Origin of the sequence: Shimia sp. MIT1388 (genome assembly GCF_047124445.1) — a bacterium.
In the GTDB taxonomy this organism is placed as follows: Bacteria; Pseudomonadota; Alphaproteobacteria; order Rhodobacterales; family Rhodobacteraceae; genus Shimia.
The window spans coordinates 926,638-951,751 of the sequence record NZ_CP138921.1 but is presented as its reverse complement, the minus strand read 5'-3'; the positions used below and the strand labels follow the sequence as shown (position 1 = coordinate 951,751).

Annotated in this window: 26 protein-coding genes; 15 read left to right on the top strand and 11 right to left on the bottom strand. The window is 57.5% G+C overall.

Going from position 1 to position 25,114, the window contains the following annotated elements:
- Positions 1-13 precede the first annotated feature (13 nt).
- Together SIB92_RS04670 and SIB92_RS04665 are read left to right on the top strand one after the other, a co-directional pair.
- Positions 14-2,449, top strand: a complete 2,436-nt coding sequence (locus SIB92_RS04670; RefSeq protein ID WP_412554710.1) for a DUF3772 domain-containing protein — start codon at positions 14-16, stop codon at positions 2,447-2,449.
- Positions 2,446-3,165 carry an alanyl-tRNA editing protein gene (locus SIB92_RS04665; RefSeq protein WP_412554709.1) on the top strand — a complete coding sequence of 240 codons (720 nt, stop codon included), beginning with the start codon at positions 2,446-2,448 and terminating at the stop codon, positions 3,163-3,165. The genes SIB92_RS04670 and SIB92_RS04665 overlap by 4 nt, the downstream gene beginning before the upstream one ends.
- 144 nt (positions 3,166-3,309) lie before the next feature.
- On the opposite strand, the gene SIB92_RS04660 is transcribed toward SIB92_RS04665, so the two are convergent.
- A complete protein-coding gene (locus SIB92_RS04660) occupies positions 3,310-4,008 on the bottom strand; it encodes a PAS domain-containing protein (RefSeq protein ID WP_412554708.1) in 699 nt (232 codons plus the stop codon).
- A gap of 252 nt (positions 4,009-4,260) precedes the next feature.
- Between SIB92_RS04660 and SIB92_RS04655 the strand changes: the two genes are divergently transcribed.
- The 12 genes from SIB92_RS04655 to SIB92_RS04600 all read left to right on the top strand — a co-directional run bounded on the left by SIB92_RS04655 (position 4,261) and on the right by SIB92_RS04600 (position 15,801).
- On the top strand, positions 4,261-5,139 hold the full coding sequence (locus SIB92_RS04655; RefSeq protein WP_412554707.1) for a YicC/YloC family endoribonuclease: 879 nt from the start codon (positions 4,261-4,263) through the stop codon (positions 5,137-5,139).
- Positions 5,140-5,143: 4 nt separating this feature from the next.
- Positions 5,144-5,785: a guanylate kinase gene (gene gmk / locus SIB92_RS04650; protein ID WP_412554706.1), complete on the top strand. Its 642-nt coding sequence runs from the start codon at positions 5,144-5,146 to the stop codon at positions 5,783-5,785.
- Positions 5,785-6,306, top strand: a complete 522-nt coding sequence (locus SIB92_RS04645) for a gamma carbonic anhydrase family protein (protein ID WP_412554705.1) — start codon at positions 5,785-5,787, stop codon at positions 6,304-6,306. The genes gmk and SIB92_RS04645 overlap by 1 nt, the downstream gene beginning before the upstream one ends.
- 122 nt (positions 6,307-6,428) lie before the next feature.
- The gene (locus SIB92_RS04640; RefSeq protein WP_412554704.1) at positions 6,429-7,505 is read left to right on the top strand and encodes an ATP-binding protein; all 1,077 of its coding nucleotides are present in this window, start codon (positions 6,429-6,431) and stop codon (positions 7,503-7,505) included.
- 141 nt (positions 7,506-7,646) lie between these two features.
- Complete coding sequence (locus SIB92_RS04635) at positions 7,647-8,699, top strand: substrate-binding domain-containing protein (protein ID WP_412554703.1); 1,053 nt, start codon at positions 7,647-7,649, stop codon at positions 8,697-8,699.
- Positions 8,700-8,768: 69 nt separating this feature from the next.
- Positions 8,769-10,241, top strand: a complete 1,473-nt coding sequence (gene pstC, locus SIB92_RS04630; protein WP_412554702.1) for a phosphate ABC transporter permease subunit PstC — start codon at positions 8,769-8,771, stop codon at positions 10,239-10,241.
- Positions 10,238-11,587: a phosphate ABC transporter permease PstA gene (gene pstA, locus SIB92_RS04625; RefSeq protein WP_412554701.1), complete on the top strand. Its 1,350-nt coding sequence runs from the start codon at positions 10,238-10,240 to the stop codon at positions 11,585-11,587. The genes pstC and pstA overlap by 4 nt, the downstream gene beginning before the upstream one ends.
- A gap of 16 nt (positions 11,588-11,603) precedes the next feature.
- The gene (gene pstB, locus SIB92_RS04620; protein WP_412554700.1) at positions 11,604-12,401 is read left to right on the top strand and encodes a phosphate ABC transporter ATP-binding protein PstB; all 798 of its coding nucleotides are present in this window, start codon (positions 11,604-11,606) and stop codon (positions 12,399-12,401) included.
- An 11-nt stretch (positions 12,402-12,412) separates the two neighbouring features.
- Positions 12,413-13,108: a phosphate signaling complex protein PhoU gene (gene phoU, locus SIB92_RS04615; protein ID WP_294114710.1), complete on the top strand. Its 696-nt coding sequence runs from the start codon at positions 12,413-12,415 to the stop codon at positions 13,106-13,108.
- 25 nt (positions 13,109-13,133) lie between these two features.
- Positions 13,134-13,823 (top strand): phosphate regulon transcriptional regulator PhoB, encoded by a 690-nt coding sequence (phoB, locus tag SIB92_RS04610; protein WP_412554699.1) that lies wholly within the window; start codon positions 13,134-13,136, stop codon positions 13,821-13,823.
- Positions 13,824-14,325: 502 nt separating this feature from the next.
- Positions 14,326-15,090 (top strand): LuxR family transcriptional regulator, encoded by a 765-nt coding sequence (locus tag SIB92_RS04605; RefSeq protein WP_412554698.1) that lies wholly within the window; start codon positions 14,326-14,328, stop codon positions 15,088-15,090.
- A 411-nt stretch (positions 15,091-15,501) separates the two neighbouring features.
- Positions 15,502-15,801 carry a YciI family protein gene (locus SIB92_RS04600; protein WP_412554697.1) on the top strand — a complete coding sequence of 100 codons (300 nt, stop codon included), beginning with the start codon at positions 15,502-15,504 and terminating at the stop codon, positions 15,799-15,801.
- A gap of 83 nt (positions 15,802-15,884) precedes the next feature.
- Here the strand turns inward: SIB92_RS04600 and tsf are convergent, their stop codons facing one another.
- The 5 genes from tsf to SIB92_RS04575 all read right to left on the bottom strand — a co-directional run bounded on the left by tsf (position 15,885) and on the right by SIB92_RS04575 (position 19,722).
- Positions 15,885-16,760: a translation elongation factor Ts gene (gene tsf, locus SIB92_RS04595; RefSeq protein ID WP_412550396.1), complete on the bottom strand. Its 876-nt coding sequence runs from the start codon at positions 16,758-16,760 to the stop codon at positions 15,885-15,887.
- A gap of 80 nt (positions 16,761-16,840) precedes the next feature.
- Entirely contained in the window at positions 16,841-17,611 is a 771-nt protein-coding gene (gene rpsB, locus SIB92_RS04590; protein ID WP_412554696.1) for a 30S ribosomal protein S2, read from the bottom strand.
- Between the two features lie 190 nt (positions 17,612-17,801).
- A complete protein-coding gene (locus SIB92_RS04585; RefSeq protein WP_412554695.1) occupies positions 17,802-18,629 on the bottom strand; it encodes a lysophospholipid acyltransferase family protein in 828 nt (275 codons plus the stop codon).
- Positions 18,626-19,405: a GNAT family N-acetyltransferase gene (locus SIB92_RS04580; protein ID WP_412554694.1), complete on the bottom strand. Its 780-nt coding sequence runs from the start codon at positions 19,403-19,405 to the stop codon at positions 18,626-18,628. The genes SIB92_RS04585 and SIB92_RS04580 overlap by 4 nt, the downstream gene beginning before the upstream one ends.
- Positions 19,406-19,527: 122 nt before the next feature.
- Positions 19,528-19,722 (bottom strand): DUF3553 domain-containing protein, encoded by a 195-nt coding sequence (locus tag SIB92_RS04575; protein WP_294114694.1) that lies wholly within the window; start codon positions 19,720-19,722, stop codon positions 19,528-19,530.
- A 29-nt stretch (positions 19,723-19,751) separates the two neighbouring features.
- Here SIB92_RS04575 and SIB92_RS04570 point away from each other — a divergent pair, with 29 nt between their 5' ends.
- On the top strand, positions 19,752-20,348 hold the full coding sequence (locus tag SIB92_RS04570) for a histidine phosphotransferase family protein (RefSeq protein ID WP_412554693.1): 597 nt from the start codon (positions 19,752-19,754) through the stop codon (positions 20,346-20,348).
- Positions 20,349-20,419: 71 nt separating this feature from the next.
- Here SIB92_RS04570 and SIB92_RS04565 read toward each other — a convergent pair whose 3' ends face one another.
- From SIB92_RS04565 to SIB92_RS04545, 5 genes are all read right to left on the bottom strand, one after another.
- A complete protein-coding gene (locus tag SIB92_RS04565; protein WP_412554692.1) occupies positions 20,420-21,688 on the bottom strand; it encodes a glutamate-5-semialdehyde dehydrogenase in 1,269 nt (422 codons plus the stop codon).
- A 66-nt stretch (positions 21,689-21,754) separates the two neighbouring features.
- A complete protein-coding gene (proB, locus tag SIB92_RS04560) occupies positions 21,755-22,861 on the bottom strand; it encodes a glutamate 5-kinase (RefSeq protein WP_412554691.1) in 1,107 nt (368 codons plus the stop codon).
- On the bottom strand, positions 22,849-23,901 hold the full coding sequence (gene obgE, locus SIB92_RS04555; RefSeq protein ID WP_412550395.1) for a GTPase ObgE: 1,053 nt from the start codon (positions 23,899-23,901) through the stop codon (positions 22,849-22,851). Before obgE ends, proB begins: the two co-directional genes overlap by 13 nt.
- A 55-nt stretch (positions 23,902-23,956) precedes the next feature.
- Complete coding sequence (locus tag SIB92_RS04550; RefSeq protein WP_412554690.1) at positions 23,957-24,496, bottom strand: GNAT family N-acetyltransferase; 540 nt, start codon at positions 24,494-24,496, stop codon at positions 23,957-23,959.
- A gap of 13 nt (positions 24,497-24,509) precedes the next feature.
- Positions 24,510-25,103 carry a LysE family translocator gene (locus tag SIB92_RS04545; protein WP_412554689.1) on the bottom strand — a complete coding sequence of 198 codons (594 nt, stop codon included), beginning with the start codon at positions 25,101-25,103 and terminating at the stop codon, positions 24,510-24,512.
- Between the last annotated feature and the right edge of the window lie 11 nt (positions 25,104-25,114).

The window sequence follows — 25,114 nt, the reverse complement described above, 5'->3', positions numbered from 1 at the left end:
GCAGCCTCATACCATGCGCCCACTGATTAGGTTTCTAAGTGTTGCGGTCACGGTTCTGACCGTTTGGGTGACCGCAGTTTGGGCGCAGGGCACATTGCCGCCGGACTATGGCGAATGGCGGCGGGTTGCAGAGCGCGCCGCCGAAGCCATTGATAACGATCGCGCCTCTGAAGCGGCGATGGATACGCTGCGTGACCAGTTGTCGTTATGGAGCGAAGACTTCTCTGACGAGAGCTCACGGTCTCGGATTTCCGTCACCACGCTTGAGGCGCAGTTGGAGCGTCTGGGTCCGGTGCCGGAAAGTGGCGAAGCTGAGGACGTGGCTGAGGAACGGCGGCAGTTGGAGCTGTCGCTGTCAGAGGCCAAAGCCCCTGTGCGACGGGCGGAACTGGCGCTGACCGAGGCGGAAGAGCTGATCCGCTCAATTGATGTGCTGCTGCGGGAGCGGCAGACGCAAATCCTGCTGGAGCCCGGCCCGTTTCCACTAAATCCAGACCTCTGGTGGCCGGCGTTTGGCGAGTTGAGCGACTCTTTCCGGCTGATTGCGTTAGAATTCCAGACCGGCTGGGTGCATGAAAAACAACGCAATGAGCTGCGCAAGTCGCTGCCGCAGATGTTGTTTTATCTGGCAATTGCCTTTGTGCTGCTGACGCGTGGGATGCGCTGGACAGAACGGGCATTGCAAAGCATGATCCGCGATCGCGCACACTTGTCTGCCGGGCGTTGGATCGCGGTGTTCTGCCTGTCTTATGGCCAAGTCCTATTGCCAATGTTGGGCGTATTTGCCTTCTCGAAGGCGGTTTACGCAACCGATCTGCCGGGGCTGCGCGGCGATGTGGTGCTCTCCATTTTGCCGCTGATGACATTTGAATTGCTGTCTGCGCGCTGGTTGGGCGAAAGGGTGTTTTCGCGCAATGAGCGGCCGCTGTTGCTGGTCAATCTGACCGAAGCGGAAAAACGTAAGGGGCGGCGCGCGAGCACGGTGCTGGGCGCTATGTTGGCGTTGAGCTCCTTGTTTGTGGAACTGGCAAGATACGAAAGCTGGAGCCGCGGCACGGAATCGGTGGTGTTCTTCGTGACCACTGTGATTGCGGCCTATTTCCTTGGACTGTTGGGGCGTTTGGTGACTCGTCATGCAGGCTCGATGCGGGCCGAGGAAGATGGTCCGCTCTCTGCGATGGGGCAACTCATTTCACTCCTAGGGCGCTACACGGTTCTGGTTTCACTGGTTGGAGGCATTCTGGCCACCATCGGGTTGACCCGAGGTGCGAGCTATCTGGTGTTTTCCAGCACGCGCACCGTGTTCCTGGTGGCTTTCCTATTGGTGGCGCAGCGCGTCATTCAGAAGATTTTCTCTGCCCTCAATGGGCGTGACGACGACGAAAGCCCATTGGCTGCCGTTTTGGCGGGCATTGGCATTGTGATCCTGTCTCTGCCAATTTTCCTGATGTCCTGGGGTGCGCAAGTTTCGGACTTGCAGCAGATTTGGCGCAATATTTCAGATGGCTTGCAGTTTGGCGATCTGATCCTGTCGCCGGAAAATATCCTTCTGCTGATTGTGGTCTACGCCTTTGGTCATGCGGTGACCCGGCTGTCGCAAAGCTTTTTGCGTGACAATATCCTGCCGAAGACGCGCCTGGATGCGGGCGGGCAGACTGCGGTGGTGTCTGGTGCGGGGTACATCGGCATCTTCCTTGCGGCGCTGATCGCCTTGACTGTCGCCGGTATCAACCTAGGTAATATCGCGCTGTTTGCTGGCGCGCTGTCTGTCGGGATTGGTTTTGGCCTGCAAAACATTGTCTCCAATTTTGTGAGCGGTATCATCCTGTTGATTGAACGTCCGGTGAGCGAAGGCGACTGGATCGATGTGAATGGACAGATGGGCTATGTTCGCGACATTTCCGTTCGGTCGACCCGGATTGAGACCTTTGATCGCACCGATGTGGTGATCCCAAACAGCGACCTGATTTCTGGCACAGTGACCAACTATACCCGCGGCAACACCGTTGGACGGGTGATTGTGCCGGTTGGTGTGGCCTACGGAACGGACACGCGCTGGGTGGAAGGCATTTTGCGAGAGATTGCCGAGGCCCATCCAATGGTTTTGGCCAATCCGGCGCCTGCGGTGGTGTTTCAGGGGTTTGGTGCGGACTCGCTGGATTTTGAGATCCGGGCGATCCTGCGCGATGTGAACTGGATGCTGACGGTGAAGAGTGATCTTAACCACGAGATCGCGCGGCGGTTTGTGGAAGAGGGCATCGAGATACCCTTTGCCCAACGGGACATTTGGCTTCGGAACCCGGAGGCTTTGAATGGCGAAGTGCCAGCTGCAAACACACCAAAAGCGCCGGTGGCACAAAGCTATACGCCTACCAGCGCGACGCCAACGCCGCCGGACCTGGATGACATGGACGGCTCGGACGGAGATGGGGACGGAGACGGTCGATGAGCAAACTTTTGTTTTTGGAAGACGCCTATCAAAAAGAAGCGATTGGCGTGGTGATTGGGCACACGCCGGAAGGCGGCATCCTGCTGGATGCGCCTTTGTTCTATGCCACCAGTGGGGGGCAGCCGGGCGACAGTGGTGTGTTGGAATGGGACGGACACAGCACCGAGATTGCCACCACCGTGAAAACTCTGGATGGCGCGATTGCCTTGGTGCCGTCTGCACCGGAGGAACTGCCGCCAATTGGCACCGATGTGAAGCAGGTGCTGGATTGGGGGCGGCGTCATCGGCACATGCGGGTGCATACGGCGTTGCATCTGTTGTCGGTGGTTATTCCTTTGCCAGTGACGGGGGGCTCCATTGGCGCGGAAAAAGGTCGGTTGGATTTTGATATGCCCGACGCGCCGGAGGACAAGCAGGCGCTAAGCGATGCGCTGAATGCTTTGATTGATCGCGATTTGGCTGTCACCGAAGACTGGATCACCGATGCCGAGCTGGAAGCCAACCCAGGGTTGGTAAAGACCATGTCCGTGGCCCCGCCAAAAGGGGCGGGAAAGGTCCGCTTGGTGCGGATTGGGACCGAGGACGAGCAGGTAGATTTGCAACCCTGCGGCGGCACACATGTGGCCAGCACAGGGGAGATTGGCCGCGTGCGCATTGGCAAAATCGAGAAGAAGGGCAAGCAAAACCGGCGGGTGTATCTGCACCTAGATGCCTGACCGCGCTTCGCCATTGGGTTGAGAAAACAGAAAAGCCGCAGGCCAAAAGGCTGCGGCTTTTTTCTTTTCGTAATGTGTAGGCACAAAAAAAGGCGGGGTGCCATGTCCAGTAGACCCCGCCTTCTTTATGTGACCAGACTTCTTCTAGTCGTCTGATACAACCAACCGCAGGTGCGGGTGCTGGGTAGGGACGAGACGCGGTGCGGCCGGTGTTTTGGCCCGCTCTTGCGCTGGCTGCATCCCAGCCGGCTTGGTGATTTCAACTTTCTGAGGCTGTGGCGCGGCCACGGCGTCAGAAGTAATTTTGGCGCTTGGCATGTCGATCCGGCGCAGGAAGCTGCCTTCCAGATCAAACCGCTGCGGCGCGCGGCCCAGATCGCCATCCACGGTGATCGCGCCCAGAATACGGTTCACTTCACCACTGTCAGAGCGCAGCGGCAGGAGCATCATTTCGGCGTTGAGACCGTTGCGGCGGAAACCCCGGGTGGTGCTCATTTCCAGACGGCCAATCGCTGGCGCGGCAAAGACTTTTTCAAGCGCCTGACCAAAGCTGTCGCGGGACGCTTCGTTGATCAGCGCGGACATGGGCATGCCGCGCATGTCCATGCCCATCACATCGGTGAGTGTGTTGCAGGAGACCCGCAGGCGCGCCATGCCCGGTGCGATGCGTTCCAGGATGAACGCGTGCTTGAGCACTTTCTGAATTTGGCGTGGGTCCACGTCGCTGCGATAGGGCACCGGGTGCCCGTCGCGCAGGCCGTCCCAGTAAGCTTTTACATCCTGCATCACGGCGATGCTGTGCACCTTTGCCGCGCTGGATTTTCCGTCACCAAAAATTCTCATGCTCTTCCCCCCAAGGAAAAAACTCTACGTCTGAACTTCATACCCACACCCGCACCTTCGAGCCGGTTTCTGTCGCCGTTTGCTCAAAGTCGTAAACAACTTGTAAATCAGTTATCTCACATTTTAGCGGATTTGCGATAAAAAATGATTTCAATGGTTAACCGGTTGCGCCGTTAACGTTGCTCTTCACGCAGGAATAGATTTAGCTGTTACGCAACTGAATTTGCAGGAGGACGACCCGTGCTGGAGTCGATGACCGGATACGCAAGCCTTAAGGGGGAAGGGCAGGGGCACAGCTGGACCTGGGACCTGCGCAGTGTAAACGCCAAAGGGCTGGATCTGCGCCTGCGGGTGCCGGATTGGATTGAGGGGTTGGAGCCTGCGGTGCGTGGCGCGCTGTCCAAAGGCATGGCGCGCGGGTCCGTGAACTTGTCGCTGCGGGTCAACCGCGATGACGAAACCGGAGCGCTGGCGGTAAACGCCGCGCAGTTGGAAGCGGTGCTGTCGGCGTTGCAGGCGGTGGAAGAGCGGGCCATGGACAAAGGCATTTCGCTGGCACCGTCGAAAGCGAGTGATTTGCTGTCGCAACGCGGTGTGATGGAGCAGGCGGTAGAGGAAACAGACAGCAAGGCGCTATTGGCGGCGATCACCGCGCAACTTCCAGCATTGATTGCGAGCTTCAAAGAGATGCGGGCCAAAGAAGGGCAGGCGCTGGAAGCGGTGTTGGCGGATCAGTTGGAACAGGTGTCCGATTTGACCCAGCAGGCCGCAGAGGCAGCCGAAGCCCGGCGCGAAGAGGCGGCGGAGACCTTGAAGGCCAACTTGGCGCGAGTTTTGGAGAATGCCGACGGACTGGACGAAGGCCGCTTGGCGCAAGAACTGGCGGTGTTGGCGGTGAAATCTGATGTGATGGAAGAGTTGGATCGGCTACGGGCGCATGTGCAGGCGGCCAAGGAGTTGCTGGCGCAGGGCAGTCCGGTGGGGCGTAAGCTCGACTTTCTGATGCAGGAATTCAACCGCGAGGCAAATACACTGTGTTCCAAGGCACAGTCGGTGGATTTGACGCGGATTGGGCTGGACCTCAAGGCCGTGATCGACCAGATGAGAGAGCAAGTTCAAAACGTGGAATAATCACATGACTCAGCGACGTGGCCTGCTCATCATTCTGTCTTCTCCCTCTGGCGCGGGGAAATCAACGCTCGCGCGGCGGTTGATGGAATGGGATCCCGGTTTGAGTTTTTCCATTTCTGCGACCACACGGTCTCCGCGTCCTGGCGAGGAACATGGCCGGGAATATTACTTTCTCTCGGAAGACGAGTTTAAAGGGCAGGTGGCGGACGGCGAAATGCTGGAGCACGCCCACGTGTTTGGCAATTTCTACGGCTCCCCGGCTGGCCCGGTACGTGAGACCATTGAAAACGGCAATGACGTTCTGTTTGACGTGGATTGGCAGGGCGAGGCGCAGATCCGCAATTCCGACCTTGGCAAGCACGCGCTCTCAATCTTTATTCTACCGCCATCAATCACAGAGCTGCACCGCCGTCTGGTGAGCCGTGCGCAGGACAGTGAAGACGTGATCGACAAGCGCATGCAGAAAAGCTGGGATGAGATCAGCCACTGGCACTCCTATGACTATGTGCTGGTGAACGACGATCTGGACGCAACAGAGGCGCAGCTGAAGACTATTATTGCCGCTGAGCGTATGCGCCGCGAGCAACAGCCTGCGCTGCAAGGCCATGTGAACGGATTGCAGAACGAATTTCAGGAGATGTCCTAATGCCGATGTATGAGTTGGATGGTGTTGCGCCAAAGCAGGACGACAGCAGCTGGGTCGCGCCGGATGCCAATGTGATTGGCAATGTAGTGCTAGAAGCGGACACCTCGGTCTGGTTTGGCAGCACGTTGCGCGGGGACAATGAGACCATCACGGTGGGCGCAGGCTCCAACGTGCAGGAAAACACCGTGATGCACACCGACCCCGGCTACCCCTTGACGATCGGTAAGAACTGCACAATTGGCCACAAAGCGATGCTGCATGGCTGCACCATTGGTGACAACAGTCTGATTGGCATGGGCGCCACGGTGCTCAATGGCGCGAAGATTGGGAAAAACTGCCTCATCGGGGCAGGGGCGTTGATCACCGAAGGCAAGGAAATCCCGGACGGCAGCCTGGTGATGGGCGCGCCAGGCAAGGTCGTGCGTCAGCTGGATGAGGCAGGTATCACCGGTCTGACGATGTCGGCGAAACACTATCAGGACAACGCCAAACGCTTCAAAGCGGGTCTGCGCGAAGTTTGACGGCAGGTTTCCTCCTGTCAAAGACGTTCCGTCATAAAACTGTTACAGTAAAGCGGTTTGAGCCGTGGGGTTGATGTGCCCCTTGCGGGGCAGTGCAGGACGGAACGGACGGGAGCGGGACGATGCCGCATGATTTTTACAAGAGCTATCTAGAGGCTGTTCCGCTGCCGGCGGTGCTGGTCGACGCAGAAGCCCGCATACTGGCGGGCAACGAGGCGGCGGTGAAGCTCAACCCCCATGCGGATGATGACCGGCCGCTGATTTTGGTGTTCCGCCAACCAAGCCTGAACAGTGCCGTGGATGCCTGCTTGAAAGATGGCAAAAGCCACCGGGCGATTTACGCGCATAATGATGGGCCACAAGAGCACCGCTTTGACGTCACCGTGTCACCGGTGGATTTGGTGGCAGCCTCTGGAGGACGGCTGGTGGCGCCGAGCATGCGCACCAAAGGGGTGATGATCTGTTTTCAGGATGTCACCGAGGTCCAGCAGCTCGATCAGATGCGGCGGGATTTTGTTGCCAATGTCAGCCACGAACTGCGCACGCCACTGACGGCGATCCTAGGGTTCGTGGAAACTCTGCAAGGCCCTGCGCGGGGCGACAGCGCGGCGACCGAGCGCTTCTTGGGCATCATGTCCGACGAAGCCAGCCGGATGAACCGATTGGTCGGAGACTTGCTGTCCTTGAGCCGTGTGGAAGAGGTGTCGCGTATGCGGCCCACCGATCCGGTCGATCTGGACCAGATCATTCGTGCGGTGATCCGCAACCTGTCGCCGCTAGCGGAGAGCAACCAAAGCACCGTAACTTATAAGGATGCGGCAGCGCCCGTTGTGGTGCCGGGCGATCCGGACCAGCTTTTGCAGGTCATCACCAACCTCGTGGAGAATGCGCTTAAGTATGGTGGGCAGGGTACGCAGGTGGCGGTCAGCCTCACACAGGTTCAATCTCATGCGGGCCTGCGCGGCACGGGATGGATGGTGTCGGTGGAAGACAACGGTCCCGGAATTGACGGTATTCACATCGCGCGCCTGACCGAGCGGTTTTACAGAATCGATTCCCACAGGTCGCGGGAAATGGGCGGCACGGGGCTCGGGCTCGCAATTGTGAAGCACATCATCAACCGCCATCGCGGCCGATTGAAGATTGAGAGCACTTTAGGAAAAGGCAGTGTTTTCAGCGTGGTACTCCCCGCCACCTAAGGTGTCTTTTTACTTGGACGTCACAAAAAACGTGATTTGTCACACGGCTGTTACATACGCGTCACAAAAGCTTTGACCAGGCACTTTAGATCGTCGCTCGAGACTGTCGACGAACAGTCTGGATCAAATGGAGTTACACTTATGTCCGTCAAACTGACTGCCTCTGCTCTGGCCATCGCGGCCGTTGCCGCCACTTCTGCCGCCGCGCGTGACCAAGTACAGGTCGCCGGTTCTTCCACCGTTCTGCCTTACGCATCCATCGTTGCGGAAGCTTTCGGTGAAAACTTTGACTTCCCAACCCCGGTTGTTGAATCCGGTGGATCTTCTGCTGGTCTGAAGCGTTTCTGTGAAGGTGTTGGCGAAAACACCATCGACGTGGCAAACGCCTCCCGCAAGATCAAAGACAAAGAGATCAAAGCCTGCGCCGAAGCCGGTGTGACCGACATCATCGAAGTGCGCATCGGCTATGATGGCATCGTGTTTGCTTCCGACATCAACGGCAACGGTTTTGAATACACCCCAAGCGACTGGTTCCTGGCGCTGTCCAACGAAATCCTCGTGGACGGTCAGATGGTTGCCAACCCAAACAAAACCTGGTCCGACGTGAACGCGAACTTCCCGGCACAAGCATTGCAAGCCTTCATTCCAGGCACCAAGCACGGCACCCGTGAAGTGTTTGAAGACAAAGTGATCCTGGCGGGCTGTGAAGCCACTGGCGCCTTTGACGTGCTGCTGGCTGCGGCCGAAGGCGACACCGATAAAGCCAAGCACAAAGCCGCTGAAAAAGCCTGTATCTCCCTGCGCACCGATGGTGTGTCTGTGGACATTGACGGCGACTACACCGAGACCCTGGCACGCATCGAAAGCAACAAAGACGGCATCGGCGTCTTTGGTCTGGCGTTCTATGAGAACAACACCGACAAGCTGCAGGTTGCGACCATGTCCGGCATCGTGCCATCCACCGAGAGCATCGCAACCGGTGAGTACCCAGTGTCCCGTCCGCTGTACTTCTACGTGAAGAAAGCGCACATCGGCGTGATCCCAGGCCTGAAAGAATACGCTGAGTTCTTCATCGCGGACGAGATCGCGGGCGAAGATGGTCCTTTGGCCGAGTATGGTCTGGTGTCTGACCCAGAGCTCGCCGACACCCAGAACGCCGTTGCAGACGAAGCCGTGCTCGGCTCCAGCATGTAATCACTCCCTTGATCGGGCGGCGCGACGGTTCGTGCCGCCCGGTTTTTCCCTGAACAAAGGCGCCCACAGATGCCACTTTCCTGGCTTGTCCTATTGGTCCTCGCCCTCGCCACGGCGGGGTATTTTATTGGACGGATACGTGTTTTGAAATTGGCGGGGGGCGATGTTCGCGCTCTGCACAGCTTGCCGATCTACTACGGCACCAACGTCGCGCTGAGCGTGGCGGTGCCTGCACTGGCGGTGTTGCTGGTGTGGTTGTTGGCGCAGCCGACGCTGATTGAGCGGTCTGTGTCCGGCATGATTGCGCCCGAGATGATCCCGGAAGGCTCAAATCTGAACCTGGTGATGTCGGATGTGCGCCGCGTTGCCGACGGGTTGAACACCGCTATTGCCGGTGGGGCGATGAGCTTGGCCGAAGTCGAAGCCATGGACGCCACCGTTGTGGACGTGCGGGCGCGTCTGGGTGAGCTGGGCGTGGCCTTGGGCCAAGATGTGCGCCCTGAGGTGCTGGCGGCCGCGAAGTCCTATCGCAGCGCCACCGTGACCGGCAACACAATGCGCACTCTGATCGTTTTGGCGCTGGCCGTGATTGGCTTTGGCACTTCTTTCAGCAAAACCAAGCCTGACTATCGCGCCCGCAACGTGGTGGAACGCGCGGTTCTGGCCCTGCTCATGGCGGCGGCCTCGCTGGCGATCCTGACCACCGTGGGTATTGTGCTGTCGATGCTGTTTGAGACCATCAACTTCTTTGGTCTGCACAACTGGCGTGACTTCTTCTTTGGAACCACCTGGGCGCCAAACTTCCGCGGCGACAGTGAGCTGTCGATCCTGCCGCTGCTGTGGGGCACGCTTTATATCTCGTTCATCGCGCTTTTGGTGGCGGTGCCGATTGGCCTGTTTGCGGCGATTTACCTCTCGGAATATGCCGGTCCCAAGACACGGGCCTTTGCCAAGCCACTATTGGAAATTCTCGCCGGTATCCCAACTATTGTTTATGGTCTGTTTGCGCTGCTGACCGTAGGGCCAATGTTGGTGAACCTGTTTGGTCAATCGGGCTCTTTGGGCGTGGACTGGATGTCAGGCGCGACCTCTGTGCTGACCGCGGGCGTGGTCATGGGCATCATGCTGATCCCTTTTGTAAGCTCGCTGTCTGATGACATCATCAACGCGGTGCCACAGGCGATGCGCGATGGCTCCCTTGGCCTTGGCGCAACCTCGAGCGAAACCATTCGCCAGGTGGTGATCCCGGCAGCTTTGCCGGGCATCGTTGGCGCGATCCTGTTGGCGGCCTCCCGTGCGATTGGCGAAACCATGATTGTGGTGATGGGGGCAGGGGCGATTGCCAAGTTCAGCCTCAACCCGTTTGAAAGCATGACCACCATCACCACCCGGATCGTCAGCCAGCTGACCGGGGATGGTGATTTCGCCAGCCCAGAAACGCTGGTGGCCTTTGCCCTTGGCCTGACCCTCTTTGTTCTGACCCTCGGCCTCAATGTGCTGGCGCTCTACATCGTGCGCAAATATCGGGAGCAATACGAATGACCGACGCGACGCAAAACACAGGCGCCGTTGCGCCCCAAAGCTCGCTGCACACGCTGGATGCTCGCACCAGGCGTCGCAATGCCGCCGAAGGCCGCTTCAAGCTCTATGGCATGATTGCGATTGGCATTGGACTGTTGATGCTGGTGACACTGCTCTACACGATCCTGTCCAAAGGCACCGGCGCGTTTACGCAGACCTTTGTGACCATGGAAGTCGAGCTGCTGGAGAGCAAGCTGGATAAGTCCGGCGAGCGTGATCTGGAAAAGATCAAGAAAGTCACCACCTTTGGCTACGCTCCGCTGATCAAAACCGCGTTTGAGAAAACCGTGGAAACCCATGGCATTGAGACCGACCTTAAATCCAAGACCATGGCAAAGATCTTGTCAAAATCTGCTGCAAGCCAACTGCGCAACTATGTGATCGCCAATCCGGATCAGATTGGCCAGACCATCGAATTCCGCTTCCTCGCCAACAGTCGCGTGGACGGCTACATGAAAGGCCGGGTGACACGGGACAGCATTGCCAACGACAAGAACATCACGCCCGCACAGCTCGACTTTGTCGACCAGCTGATCGAGGTTGGCGCGTTGAAGAAGACCTTCAACATCGACTTCATCATAGGTGCGGATGCATCGGACCAGCGTCCAGAAGCCGCCGGGATTGGCGTGGCTATGGTGGGCAGCTTCTTCATGATGTTGGTGGTGCTGGTGCTGGCGTTGCCAATTGGTGTGGCGGCGTCGATCTATCTTGAGGAGTTTGCCCCGAAGAATTGGATCACCGACATCATCGAGGTGAACATCTCCAACCTCGCAGCTGTGCCCTCCATCGTGTTTGGTATTCTGGGTCTGGCGGTCTTCATCAACTACATGCACCTGCCGCAATCCGCGCCATTGGTGGGTGGTCTGGTGCTGACGCTGATGACCTTGCCAACCATTATTATCTCCACCCGTGCCGCGCTCAAAGCGGTGCCGCCAAGCATCCGCGATGCGGCGCTGGGGGTAGGGGCCTCCAAAATGCAGGCAGTGTTCCACCACGTGCTGCCACTGGCCGCGCCTGGCATCCTGACCGGCACCATCATTGGTCTGGCACAGGCCTTGGGCGAAACCGCGCCGCTGCTGTTGATCGGGATGATTGGCTTCATCGCCTCCAACATGCCGGAGACTGTGGGTGAAGGTCTGCTGTCGCCAAACTCCGCCATGCCAGCCCAGATCTACGAATGGGCCAAACGGGCAGACCCGGCTTTCTACGAACGCGCCTGGGGCGGGATCATCATCCTCTTGATCTTCCTCATCTCAATGAACACTCTTGCAGTACTCCTGCGCCGCCGGTTTGAACGCCGTTGGTAAGCGAAGGAACTCTCTCATGTATGACACTGAAAAACTGGGGACCGACGTGAACCAGAACGACACCAAAATCTCCGCCCGCAATGTGCAGGTCTACTATGGCGACACCCACGCGATCAAAGATGTGAACGTAGATATCGAAGCCAAATCCGTGACGGCATTCATCGGTCCGTCCGGCTGTGGTAAGTCAACTTTCTTGCGTTGTATCAACCGGATGAACGACACAATTGATGTGTGTCGCGTCGAAGGTGACATCAAAATTGATGGCGAAGACATCTACGACAAACGCGTTGATCCGGTGCAGCTGCGCGCCAAAGTGGGCATGGTGTTTCAGAAACCAAACCCATTCCCCAAGTCGATTTACGACAACATCGCTTACGGTCCGCGCATCCATGGCTTGGCAAAGAACAAAGCCGAGTTGGATGAAATCGTGGAGAAATCCTTGCGTCGTGGGGCGATCTGGAACGAAGTGAAAGACCGTTTGCACGCGCCAGGCACCGGTCTGTCCGGTGGTCAGCAACAGCGTCTGTGTATTGCCCGCGCCGTGGCAACCGAGCCGGAAGTGCTGTTGATGGACGAGCCATGTTCGGCGCTGGACCCGATTGCGACGGCTCAGGTTGAGGAGCTGATCGACGAGCTGCGCGATCAGTATTCCGTGGTGATTGTGACCCACTCCATGCAGCAGGCCGCACGAGTGAGCCAGAAGACTGCCTTCTTCCATCTCGGCAATTTGGTGGAATACGGCGACACCTCCCAGATTTTCACAAACCCCAAAGATGAGCGCACCGAAAGCTACATCACCGGCCGGATCGGCTAAGGAGAGAGACCATGAACGACCAACATATTGTGTCCGCCTTTGACCGGGATCTGGAAGGCATTCAGGCCCATGTGATGAAAATGGGCGGCCTTGTGGAAGCCGCGATTGGCGAAGCTGCGAACGCCATGTCCACCCGTGATGAAGAGCTTGCGGCGCAGGTGAGGGCGGCTGACAAAGCCATTGATGGGCTTGAAGAATTGATCAACGAGCGCTGCGCTAATCTGATCGCGCTGCGTGCGCCAGCAGCGGTGGATCTGCGTGTGGTCCTGTCGGTTATGAAGATTGCCGGCAACCTAGAACGCATTGGTGACTATGCCAAAAACATGGCCAAACGCACGTCCGTTCTGGTGCATATGGAACAGGTTGAGGGTGCCAATGGCTCGCTCAAGCGTATGGCCCATGAAGTGCAGTTGATGCTGAAAGACGTGCTTGATGCGTTTATTCAGCGCGATGTAGATCTGGCGCGTGATGTGCTGGAACGCGACGAAAGCGTGGACCAGATGTACAACGCTTTGTTTCGCGAATTCCTGACTTTCATGATGGAAGATCCGCGCTACATCACGCCCTGTATGCACCTGCATTTTATGGCAAAAAACACCGAACGCATGGGGGATCACGTGACCGCCATTGCCGAGCAGGTGATTTACCTTGTGACCGGCAGCATGCCGGAAGAAGCCCGGCCGAAAGCCACCCGGCTGGACGCGTAACAGGAGCCTTTAGAGGATAAAGCAGATGGCCAAAGATCATCCCACCGTTCTCGTCGTTGAAGATGAACCAGCGCAGCGTGAGGTGTTGAGCTACAACTTGCAGGCAGAAGGTTTTGACGTGGAAGCCGCGGCTGATGGCGACACCGCGCTCCTGATGGTGCAAGAGGTGCAGCCGGACATCATTGTGCTCGACTGGATGCTGCCGGGCACGTCCGGCATCGAAATCTGTCGGCGACTGAAAACCCGCACAGAGACACAAAATATTCCCGTGATTATGTTGTCTGCGCGGTCAGAAGAGGTGGATCGCGTGCGCGGTCTTGAAACCGGGGCAGACGACTATGTGGTGAAACCGTATTCGGTGATGGAGTTGATGGCGCGGGTGCGCAACCAGCTGCGGCGTGTGCGGCCGTCCTCTGTGGGGCAGACGCTGACCTATGAGGACATTATCCTCGATGCGGAAACCCATCGGGTGACCCGCAATGAAGAGGCGCTTCGGCTTGGTCCAACAGAGTTCCGTTTGCTGGCGACCTTCATGGAGAAGCCTGGGCGCGTGTGGAGTCGGGAACAACTGCTGGATCGCGTTTGGGGCCGGGATATCTATGTCGACAGCCGAACGGTTGATGTGCACATCGGTCGTTTGCGCAAAGCGCTGTGTGTGCATGGCGGCGATGATCCACTGCGCACGGTTCGTGGCGCTGGGTATGCGTTGGGCTAAGCATATCGGCACATCAGTTAAAACTTTTAGGTCTCTGAAAATAATTGGTTTTCACGGCGCGTGACTTAAACTCAGGACCAACCAAAAGAAGGGCGCAAAAGTCAAAGTTTGCGCTCGTAATATTTGGGATCAAATTACGCATAATAGGTATTATGTAAATTATTTGGCCATCACGGGATGCGACTTTGGTCGCAGTCACAGCAACCATGGCGTGATACTGACTTAACGAAGAAAACCATTACTTGAGCTCAAATTTGAAGCACCTCGATTTCCCCAACAAATCGGGAATTCTCTGGAAACGCACACAAAGTTGGCGCGTAAATCCCCAGAGCCTACCGGATAAAGACAGCGGTTGTCGCTATAGACATCTCACACGTGTTTAACTAACCTCGTGGTCAAGTTCATGGGGATGAGCTGTGCGTTAAAACCCCACAAAAAGTTCTGTATCGGATCTGCCACCCTTGGCTGAGCAGCCCCGCGTTATGTGTAAAAGAAGGTCAAAATGAACGACACGATCGACTATATCGAAGAGGTAATGAACCAAACGAGTCTGGAAGCGCTGTGGGAGTTACACTGCGCCAAGTTGGAAACCTTTGGCTTCGATAAGATCATCTACGGATACACAAACTACCGCAGTGGTATGTCCTTGGGTGATGTCGCCGACTTCTTCATTCTGTCGACATACGACCGCGACTATCTCGATCAGTTCATTGGTGGCGGGTTGTACTTCAACGGCCCGATGATGAAATGGACGTTGGAGAATACCGGCGCCCAAAGCTGGCGCCGGGCGCGGGAAGCTTATGATGCAGACGAGCTGACCGAAAAGCAGCGCGAGGTGTTCGAGTTCAACCAGGCCTATGGGCTGGAAGCGGGCTATACCGTGAGTTTTCCGACCGTGTCCTCACGCACCAAAGGCGCAATCTCTTTGGGCGCGCGTGCGGACGTAACCCAGGAAGCCCTTGATGCGCTTTGGGAAAAACGCGGGCGCGAGATCACTCTGATCAACAATGTAGCGCACCTGAAAATCCAGTCCCTGCCCTACACCAACCCAGAACGCGAGCTGACCAAGCGTCAGAGAGAGGTTCTGGAATGGGTTGGCGACGGCAAGACCATACAGGACATTGCCCTGCTGATTGGCCGCACACCAGCCACGGTAGAAAAACACTTGCGCCTTGCTCGTGATGCAATGAATGTGGAAACCACGGCCCAGGCTTTGCTGAAGGCCTCCTTTCTCAAGCAAATTTACTTGCTCGAAGGGCACAACTGACGCATAATAGCGTCACTAGTATGGTAATCCTGACTTGTTGGTTAAGTGTCAGAATGTCAAAATGACATTGTTCCGTGAGTGGTGGCTTTGGCCTTTGGAACATATCGACTTTGACCTTCGTTATACCGAAGCTCTCTGGGTCGACCGGTAATCAACCCGGTGTCAGTGAACGGTTTATTTCGGCCAGGATCTGACATTTTCGGTGGTCTCCCCATCCCCATGTTTTGGAGACCGGAGAAAAGGAACGGCGTCATCTCCTGGTGACGCCGTTTTTTTTGCCATCTTGGCTGTAGGATCTTTGACACCTTAAACGGCTTATCTAGAAATTGGTCTGATCCGGAAATCCTCACTGGCCCTATTGTGAAGTGCGTTTTTTGTCTGTGCTTGCCGAAAAACACAGGAGGACGCTAGATGACACGTTGGGTTGTTGTATTCAGAGACACGCCAGCCATGCTTAATGTTCGTGCCCGACAAGAGTTGCGTGACGCCCATGTCGCCTATGTCAAAGCACATCCGGAAATCCTGATTGGCGGCGGATTGAAACTTGAGACGGGCGAACCGTTTTGCGGAGCGCTTTGGGTGGTCGAATTGCCAGCAAAGGCGGATGTGGAACAGGTGATCGGGGGAGATCCGTTTTATGTTCCCGAGCACAGAGCGTATGAAATCTTTACCTGGGGAAAGATCCTGGCGGATCAAAACGCAGTTTTATGAAGGTGAATTTCAATAAGCCGCGAAAAAGAAAAACGCCGCCCAAACTTGCGTCTGGACGGCGTAGAAACTTTTGACAGCGGGACTTAGCCCTGAGCGGCTTTGGCCACTTCTGCTGCGAAGTCTTCTTCTTTCTTCTCGATGCCTTCACCCACTTCCATGCGGACGTAGCCAACGATTTCAGCGCCAGCTTCTTTGGCTGCAGCTGCAACGGTCAGGTCTGGGTTGATCACGAAGTTCTGGCCCAGCAGGGTGACTTCGGCCATGAATTTCTTCATGCGGCCAACGATCATCTTCTCAATCACCTGCTCCGGCTTGCCGGATTCACGTGCGATCTCGATCTGAACGTTCTTCTCTTTTTCAACAACCGCTGGGTCCAGGTCGTCTTCGCCCAGAGCCTGTGGGTTGGCCGCTGCGATGTGCATGGCAACCTGCTTGCCAAATGCTTCGTCGCCGCCTTTCAGCGCTACGAGAACACCGATTTTGCCCATGCCGTCGGTTGCTGGGTTGTGCACGTAGGAAGTCACAACGTCGCCTTCGACAGTCGCCATGCGGCGTACGGACATGTTCTCACCGATGGTGGCAACGGCGTCGGTCACGGTTTCTTCAACGGTCTTGCCGCCCAGATCCGCGGCTTTCAGCGCGTCAACGTCGGACACGTTGATGGCTGCGCCTGCGATGTTGGCAACCATGGACTGGAAGTCAGCGTTCTTGCCAACGAAGTCGGTTTCGGAGTTCACCTCAACGGCAACACCTTTGCCACCTTCAACTTTCACGGCCACCAGACCCTCGGCTGCGGTACGGCCGGATTTTTTCGCCGCTTTCGCCAGACCTTTGGTGCGCAGCCAATCGATTGCTGCTTCCTGGTCGCCGTTGGTTTCGGTCAACGCTTTTTTCGCGTCCATCATGCCTGCGCCGGTCATCTCGCGCAGTTCTTTAACCATTGCTGCTGTGATCGCCATCTTCGGCTCTCCTCGTCAGAATTGGGAATGTTGGGGGCGGGTCTACCCTGCCCCCATGTCAAATGTGTAACGGCGGAAGCTTACGCTTCTGCGGCAGCTTCTTCGGCCACGGCTTCTTCAACCGGAGCTTCGAACTCGCCCAGATCTACGCCAGCGGCACCCAGCTGTGCGGTCATGCCGTCCAGCGCGGCGCGGGAGGCCAGGTCACAGTACAAGGAGATCGCGCGGGATGCGTCGTCGTTGCCTGGGATGATGTAGTCAACGCCGTCTGGGGAGCAGTTGGTGTCTACAACAGCCACAACCGGGATGCCCAGTTTGTTGGCTTCTGCGATGGCCAGTGCTTCTTTTTTCACGTCGATGACGAACAGCAGGTCAGGAACACCGCCCATGTCGCGGATACCGCCGAGGGACGCTTGCAGCTTCTCCTGGTCACGCTCGATGCCCAGACGCTCTTTCTTGGTCAGGCCTTCTGCGCCGGACGCGAGCTTCTCGTCGATCTCTTTCAGACGGTTGATGGACTGAGACACGGTTTTCCAGTTGGTCAGCGTGCCGCCGAGCCAGCGGTGGTTCATGTAGTACTGTGCGGATTTCTCAGCAGCATCTGCGATTGGCGCTGCGGCCTGACGCTTGGTGCCAACGAAGAGAACGCGGCCGCCTTTTGCAACGGTGTCACGAACAGCGTTCAGAGCTGCGTCCAGCATTGGAACAGTCTGGGTGAGGTCCATGATGTGGATGCCGTTGCGGGAACCGTAGATGAACGGGCCCATGCGCGGGTTCCAGCGCTGTGTTTGGTGACCAAAGTGTACGCCTGCTTCCAGCAGCTGGCGCATGGAGAACTCAGGAAGAGCCATGCTTGTATTTCCTTTTCCGGTTTACGCCTTGGCGGGGAGAAGTGAGAGCGGATGCTCCAACCGGCGGATTGACAGGGATGTCTCCCCTGCCCGACCCAAACCCCGCCTGCGGGTTTGAATGGCGCGCGTTTACAGCAGGTTTTGGCGGCGCGCAAGGGGGTATGGCCCATAAAATGCAGGGCGACACCGATTATTCAAAGCGCTCTTTCAAGGTTGTACGGATTTGGTCCTCCGCCGATTTGGCTAGCGCCTTGCGATTGGTGTAGTCGGCGACCTTCAAAGGTGGGTGGTAAATCACGTCAATGCGCCCCTGACGCGGGGCCGCCAGGGTGGATAAAAGGTGCGGTGCAAAGTCCATATCGCCCCACCATCCATAGAACCGTGCCTCTTCGCCCTTGGGTGCCTGATAATGCACTGTGACCGGTTGGATCAGCATAAAATCCTTGAGACGCGGATCAAAAAACGCTTCAAAGAGCGTTGTTTTAAAAGGCAAAACCCGCAAGCTGTCACTGCTTGTGCCTTCGGGGAAGAACAGAAGTTGGTGACCCGCCAAAAGGCGGTCTTCGAAGATCTGTTTTTGCGCGCGGGCCTCACGGCGATCGCGGCGGATGAACACGGTGCCGGTGGCTTTGGCCAGCCAACCGATGCCAGGCCAGCTTGCCACCTCGGCCTTGGACACGAAATAGACCTGCTGCGCAGCGTTAAGAGAAAAGATGTCCAGCCACGACGAATGGTTGGCCACAACAGCACCACGGTCCCGGATCGGCGTGCCTTGCACGGCAAAGCGAATGCCCATCAAGCGGAAAGCGTTGCGGCAAACAAACTGGGTGATGTAGGGCGTCCAAGGGCGACGCAGGCCAAACAAGGGTTGTTCGATCACGCGGAGTAGCAGCAACAGCAGCAGACAGCCAAACACGAGGAGGGCCAGCGGAAGGCCACGTAAAATGGCGCGCAGGACACCGAAAAATCCCAGTTTCAACGGCTCTGGATAGCCTTCTTCACTTTCCCAGACGCTCACAGATTGCGCTCCTTGGAATAAAGCGCGCGATTTTTCTCGTTCATGCGGGCGGTATCCAGAATGAGGCAGACGTCGGTGGTATTAAAAGCGTGATCGAGGTAAGCGCCGTCGCCCACAAAGCCGCCCAAGCGCAGATAGGCTTTGATAAGCGGCGGCACAGCCAACATGGCCGCGCGGCGATCAATGTGGTCCTCTGATACGAGGTCCATAGTTTGGAACACGCCCGCCTGTGCACGAGGGCGGATATCTTCCGGCGCGAGGTGACGGTTGTGCAAGAGCGACAAGGGTTGGGCCAAGGCCGCCACGTCGGTGCCATGAAAGCTTGCCACGCCAAACAGCACTTCGATGTCATGCTCCGCCACGTAACCGGCAAGCGCATTCCAGAGGTGGAACATGGCCGCTCCACCGCGATAGTCCTCGTGCAAACAGGAGCGACCCAGTTCCAGCAGCTTGCGGCCCGATGATTTCAGAATGCTGAGGTCATATTCATCTTCGGAATAGAACCGGCCATGTTTCGCCGCCGCATCATCGCGCAGCACACGATACACTCCGACAACCTGATCCACCGGATCCGCAGCAAGTGCCAGATCCTTCAGGATCAGGTGATCAAAATAGGGGTCAAACTGGTCTTTCTCCAGTCGCGCCACGTGATCCACCAGCGGGCCGGAGCCGCCCAGTTCCTCGACGAACACACGATACCGTAGCCGCTGTGCAGCCTGAAGCTCCGCCTCAGTTTCGGCGAGCTTAACCTTAAATTCCGGGGTGTGCGCGCTCATCAGGCGGCGGTATCCTCTTTGTTTGAAGGCGTTTTATTGGGCACATCGGCGGAAATCAACCACCTGCCAAGCAACTGATCTGTTGACGATTTCCACCACTCGTGCACTAATTGTTAACCAAATTACGTCTCTGTGGCTGGCATCAACAGGACACGCGTACCATCGATAACAACTTTGCCAGCCTCCCGGAAGTTCACGGTTATTTTGCCGCGAATGTTGGATTGAACCTGCCCCACGCCCCATTCGGGCTGATTTGGGTGCGTCACCAACATGCCAGGTTCGAGGAAGGCGTTGAGGTCAGAGTTAAGATCGCTCATGGGGCGCTCATGCAGTAAAGGAAAGTTGCATGTCACATAATACGGATTTCGCAGCATTGGTAGGGTCGCGGATCTGCCACGATCTGATCAGCCCGGTTGGCGCGATTGGTAACGGCTTGGAATTGATCGCTTTGACTGGCGACGCCAAGGGCCCGGAAATGGAAATGATCTCTGACAGCGTGAGCAACGCCAATGCCCGCATTCGTTTGTTCCGCGTGGCCTTTGGACAGCCAAGCGATGCGCAGATGGTGGGCGAAGCCGAGATTCAGTCTATCATTCAGGGACTTGCTGCGAGCTCCCGCGTGTCTACCTATTGGGAAGTCGAGGGCGCGGTATCCCGCTCCGAGCTTCGCCTCGCGTTTTTGACCTTGATGTGTTTTGACACCTCGATGCCTTTTGGTGGCACGGTGACCGTGACCAAAGAGGGCGACAAGTGGCTGCTGCTGGCGGAAAGCGAAAAACTGCGGGCGGACACGGCGCTTTGGGATCCTGTTGGCAAAAGCGAAGTGCCTGCCGATCTCGTCCCGGCACAGGTTCAATTTGGTTTGCTACCAGAGGGGGCCAAGCTATTGGGCCGAAGCCTTGGTGTGCAACTCACCGACATGAGCCTGGAAGTGACGTTTTAAACGGCCATCAGGACAAAAAGCAAAAAAGGGCGCCGATTGTGGCGCCCTTTTCTTTTTGATTTCCTGGTCGCTTAAGCGCGGGTCGTGCCGTCACCTTCCACCAGATATTTAAAGCTGGTCAGCTGTGCGGCGCCCACAGGGCCACGGGCATGCATCTTGCCAGTGGCAATCCCGATCTCCGCGCCCATGCCAAACTCACCGCCATCGGCAAATTGCGTGGAGGCGTTGCGCATCAGGATGGCGCTATCCAGACGCTCAAAGAAGCGTGCAGCGGTGGCGTCATCTTCGGTCAGGATGCAGTCGGTATGGTTGGAGCCAAATTGACGGATGTGAGCGATGGCAGCGTCCACATCCGCAACCACTTTGGCGGCGATGTCCATATCGAGGTATTCTTTGCCCCAATCGTCCGCAGTTGCGGGCGTGGTGCGGCCTTCAATCACAGGCAAACCACTGTCCGTGTGCAACATGACGCCTGCTTGCGCCAGAAGTGTGAGCACCTCGGTGCCGAGGCCGTCGACAATATCCTGATGGATCAAAAGACACTCTGCTGCGCCGCAAATTCCCGTCCGACGGGTTTTTGCGTTGAGCACCACATCAAGGGTCTTCTTGGGATCCGCATCCTTGTCGATGTAGATGTGCACAATGCCTTCAAGATGCGCAAACACTGGCACGCGGGCTTCGCGTTGCACGAGCCCCACCAAGCCTTTGCCGCCGCGGGGTACAATCACATCAACAGTATCAACCATCGTCAGAAGTTCCTGCACAGCCGCGCGATCACGGGTGGGCACAAGCTGGATGGACGCTTCTGGCAAACCAACAGACTTAAGCCCGTCGACCAAGCACGTATGGATGGCGCCGGAACTGTGGAAGCTCTCTGAGCCACCGCGCAAGATCACCGCGTTGCCGGATTTCAGGCAGAGCGCGCCGGCGTCTGCAGTCACGTTGGGACGGCTCTCATAAATCACGCCAACCACACCAAGAGGTGTGCGCACGCGGCGAATGTTTAGGCCCGAAGGCATGTCCCATTCCGTCAGCACCTCGCCGACGGGATCATCTTGCGCCGCCACGGTGCGCAAGCCGGTGACGATGCCATGGATGCGGTCCTCATCCAGCATCAGACGGTCCATCATCGCGTCCGAGAGGCCTTTGTCGCGGCCAAATTCGAGGTCTTTCTTATTGGCTTCGATGATCTCATCGCGGCGGGACCAGACCGCATCGGCTGCCGCTTCCAGCGCCGCGCGTTTGGTTTCCGGCGGGGCAAAGGCCAGCTCCGCGCTTGCCGCTTTGGCGTTGTCGCCAATCTGGGCCATCAGGGCGGGGATGTCTGCGATGTCTTTCATCGTCTCAGTCCTTTGCTAGGGTTGGTAAATTCGCCTTCGGCGAGGATATTTGTCGTTAGAAGAAACCTATAGGGCGAGGTCGTCCCTGTGAATAAGCGCGGCGCGGCCCGGGTAGCCCAGAAGGGCCTCGATATCGCGGCTGTGGCGACCTTTGATCTTGTCGGCCTCGTGGGAAGAGTAAGCAGCCAGCCCCTGCCCTAAACGGTGGCCGGAAGCATCGCGGATTTCAATCGGATCACCGCGGCTAAAGTCCCCATTCACGATAGTGACACCTGCGGGCAAGAGGCTCTTACCGGACGTCAAGGCATTCGCTGCGCCGGTGTCCACCACAAGTGCGCCTTGCGGCTTCATCGAGGTGATCCAGCGCTTGCGCGCCAGTTGTGGTGTGCCTTGGGCGAGGAACCACGTGGCATTGGCCCCCTCTTCGAGCGCCTGAATGGGGCGCAGCGCCGAGCCTTCGGTGATTGCCATGGCGCAACCGCCGGCGGTGGCAGTCTTGGCCGCCATCAGCTTTGTGATCATACCGCCTTTGGACAGGCCAGATACGCCTTCGCCGGCCATGTCTTCGATCTCTGGCGTGATGGTCTCGACCATTTCAAAGCGCTTGGCATCGGGGTTGGTCATGGGGTTGTCGGAATAGAACCCGTCCACATCCGAGAGCAGGATCAGATGATCGGCACCGGTGGTCAGCGCAATTTGCGCCGCCAGACGGTCATTGTCGCCGTAGCGGATTTCGTCAGTCGCCACCGTGTCGTTTTCATTCACGATAGGCACAACGCCGAGGGTCAGAAGCTGATCCAACGTGGCGCGGGAATTTAGATAACGACGACGGTTGGCGCTGTCCTCCAATGTGACAAGAACCTGCGCCGTTGTAATCTCATAAGGCGCAAGCGCCTCTTCATAGGCGCGGGCGAGACGGATTTGCCCCACAGCGGCCGCGGCTTGGGACTGATCCAGAGAAAGATCAGCGTTCGGCAATTTGAGTGCGCCGCGGCCCAAGGCAATAGACCCAGACGACACCAGCACCACATCGGTGCCGCGCGCCTTGAGCATGGCCACATCCTCGGCCAAAGCCTTCAGCCACGCGTCTTTCAATAGTCCAGATGTCCGGTCAACCAGCAATGCCGACCCGATTTTGATCACAACCCGTTTTGCAGTGCTTAGGGTTGCCACGGCGCCTCTTCCTCTTCGGCTTCTTCAGCCTCTTCGATCTTTTGGCGCAGGCGGTCATCGTCAATCTGCGCCCGCAGCGCCCGCAGCACTTCGGTGGTGCCCTCATGGCTGGCGCCGGACATGAGCATCACCTCGCCACCAGCCACGGCTTCAAGCTCTTCCTTGAGGAATTCCCGCTCTTCCGCGTCCAGGCTGTCGATCTTGTTGAGCACCGTAACCCGGGGTTTGTCCGCAAGAATGTCGGCGTAGTTGGTGATTTCCTGCACGATGGTTTTGTAGTCTTCCAAAAGCGTGCCAGAGGTGCCATCCACCAGATGCAACAGCACCGCGCAGCGCTCCACGTGACCAAGGAACAGATCGCCAAGGCCCCTGCCCTCGCTGGCCCCTTCGATCAGGCCAGGAATGTCGGCAACGACAAACTCGACGCCATCGACACCAACCACACCCAGGTTGGGGTGCAACGTGGTGAAGGGATAATCCGCAATCTTGGGGCGCGCGTTCGACGTGGCGGCCAAGAAGGTAGATTTACCCGCGTTGGGCAGACCCAGCAGGCCGACATCGGCAATCAGCTTCAAACGCAGCCAGATGGTGCGTTCCACACCCGGCTGACCCGGATTGGCGCGGCGTGGTGCTTGGTTGGTCGATGACTTGAAGTGCAGGTTGCCAAAGCCACCGTTGCCGCCTTTTGCGAGCAGCACGCGCTGGCCCACTTCGGTCAGGTCAGCAATCACGGTTTCCTGATCTTCGTCGAGGATTTCTGTGCCCACTGGCACGCGCAAAATGATGTCGTCGCCGGTTTTACCGGTCCGCTGGTTGCCCATGCCGGGCTGGCCGTTTTTGGCAAAGAAGTGCTGCTGGTAGCGGAAGTCGATCAGGGTGTTGAGCCCTTCAACCGCTTCGGCCCAGACATAGCCGCCATTGCCACCGTCGCCACCATCGGGGCCACCGTATTCGATGTATTTCTCGCGCCGGAAGGACACACAGCCCCCGCCGCCGCCGCCGGAACGGATGTAGACTTTGGCAAGGTCTAGGAATTTCATATCATTGGTCCTTTTTCGGCGCGTGTTGCGCTCATACCTTGCCGCGCGGCAAGGCTCAATCCAGTTTCAAACTATATGTCCAGGTTGGCACAGTGGCATCACGTGCCAGCGAAAAGCTCTCGGCGTCTCCAAGATACTGGAAGCCGCAGTTGGTCAGCACGCGGGCCGAGGCCGGGTTGTCCTGAAACACCGAGGCGAAGATCGTGGTGCTGTTGAGCGGATTGGCCGCAATCATGGCGCGAACCGCTTCTGAGGCCAGACCGGTGTTGCGGAAGGCTTTGCCAATCCAATAGGCAATCTCGACCTGCCCTTCGTCCACACGGGTCAGGCCGATCAGGCCCATGACTTCAGGTTGGCCGTCTGCGCTGCCGTCAATAGCCCACACGTCCTGCACACGTCCGTCCGACTGCGAGCGGTTGATAAAGGCTTCGATATAGCCCGGCGGCAATGGGTGCGGGATCGACGCGGTCAGTCGTGCCAGTTCCCGATCCGCGGTGTGCATCTCGATCAGCCCTTGGTCAGACCGGCGCAGCGGGCGCAAAACAAAACGCTCTGCTTCAATAACAGGCTGATTGACGATGGTGTCCAATTTCATCGCGGTCTCCTCCTCAAAGAACCACATAGAGCACCGAGGCCACCGTCAAAGCGGCCAAAGTGCGCATCAAATATTTCTCCGCGGGCTTGCCAGCCACAGTGCGGGCGATCCGGTCTCCGGCGTAGGTCCAGATCGGATGAAAAACCGCCTGTGCCACCAATAGGCAGATGGCGATGGTCGCTGTCGCTTGCAAGGCAGGTGTCGCTGGTGTGACAAAATTTGTGAACCCCGCCACAATCATCGCCCAGGCCTTGGGGTTCAGCGGATGCACCAGCAGACCGGCCGCAAAACCGGGGGGCTGTTCACTCTCTCCACTGCCGGGAGACAGCCGCAAATTGGCGACCTTCCAGGCGAGCCAGCAAATGTAAGCTGCGCTGATCCACTTAAGCGCTGCAAAGACCTCTGGCACCGCCTCGGCCAGTTCCATCAGGCCAAACCCGATCGGCCAGATAATCAGCTGTTTGCCCAAAGCCACGCCTGCCACAAAGGGCAGCGCTGCCTTAAAGCCAAACCGCGCGCCGGTGGCCAATAGCGCCATGTTCGCAGGACCAGGTGTGCCCACCTGACTTGCGGCAAAAACGCTAAAACTGATCACGGCGACGCTCATTTCGGATCTCA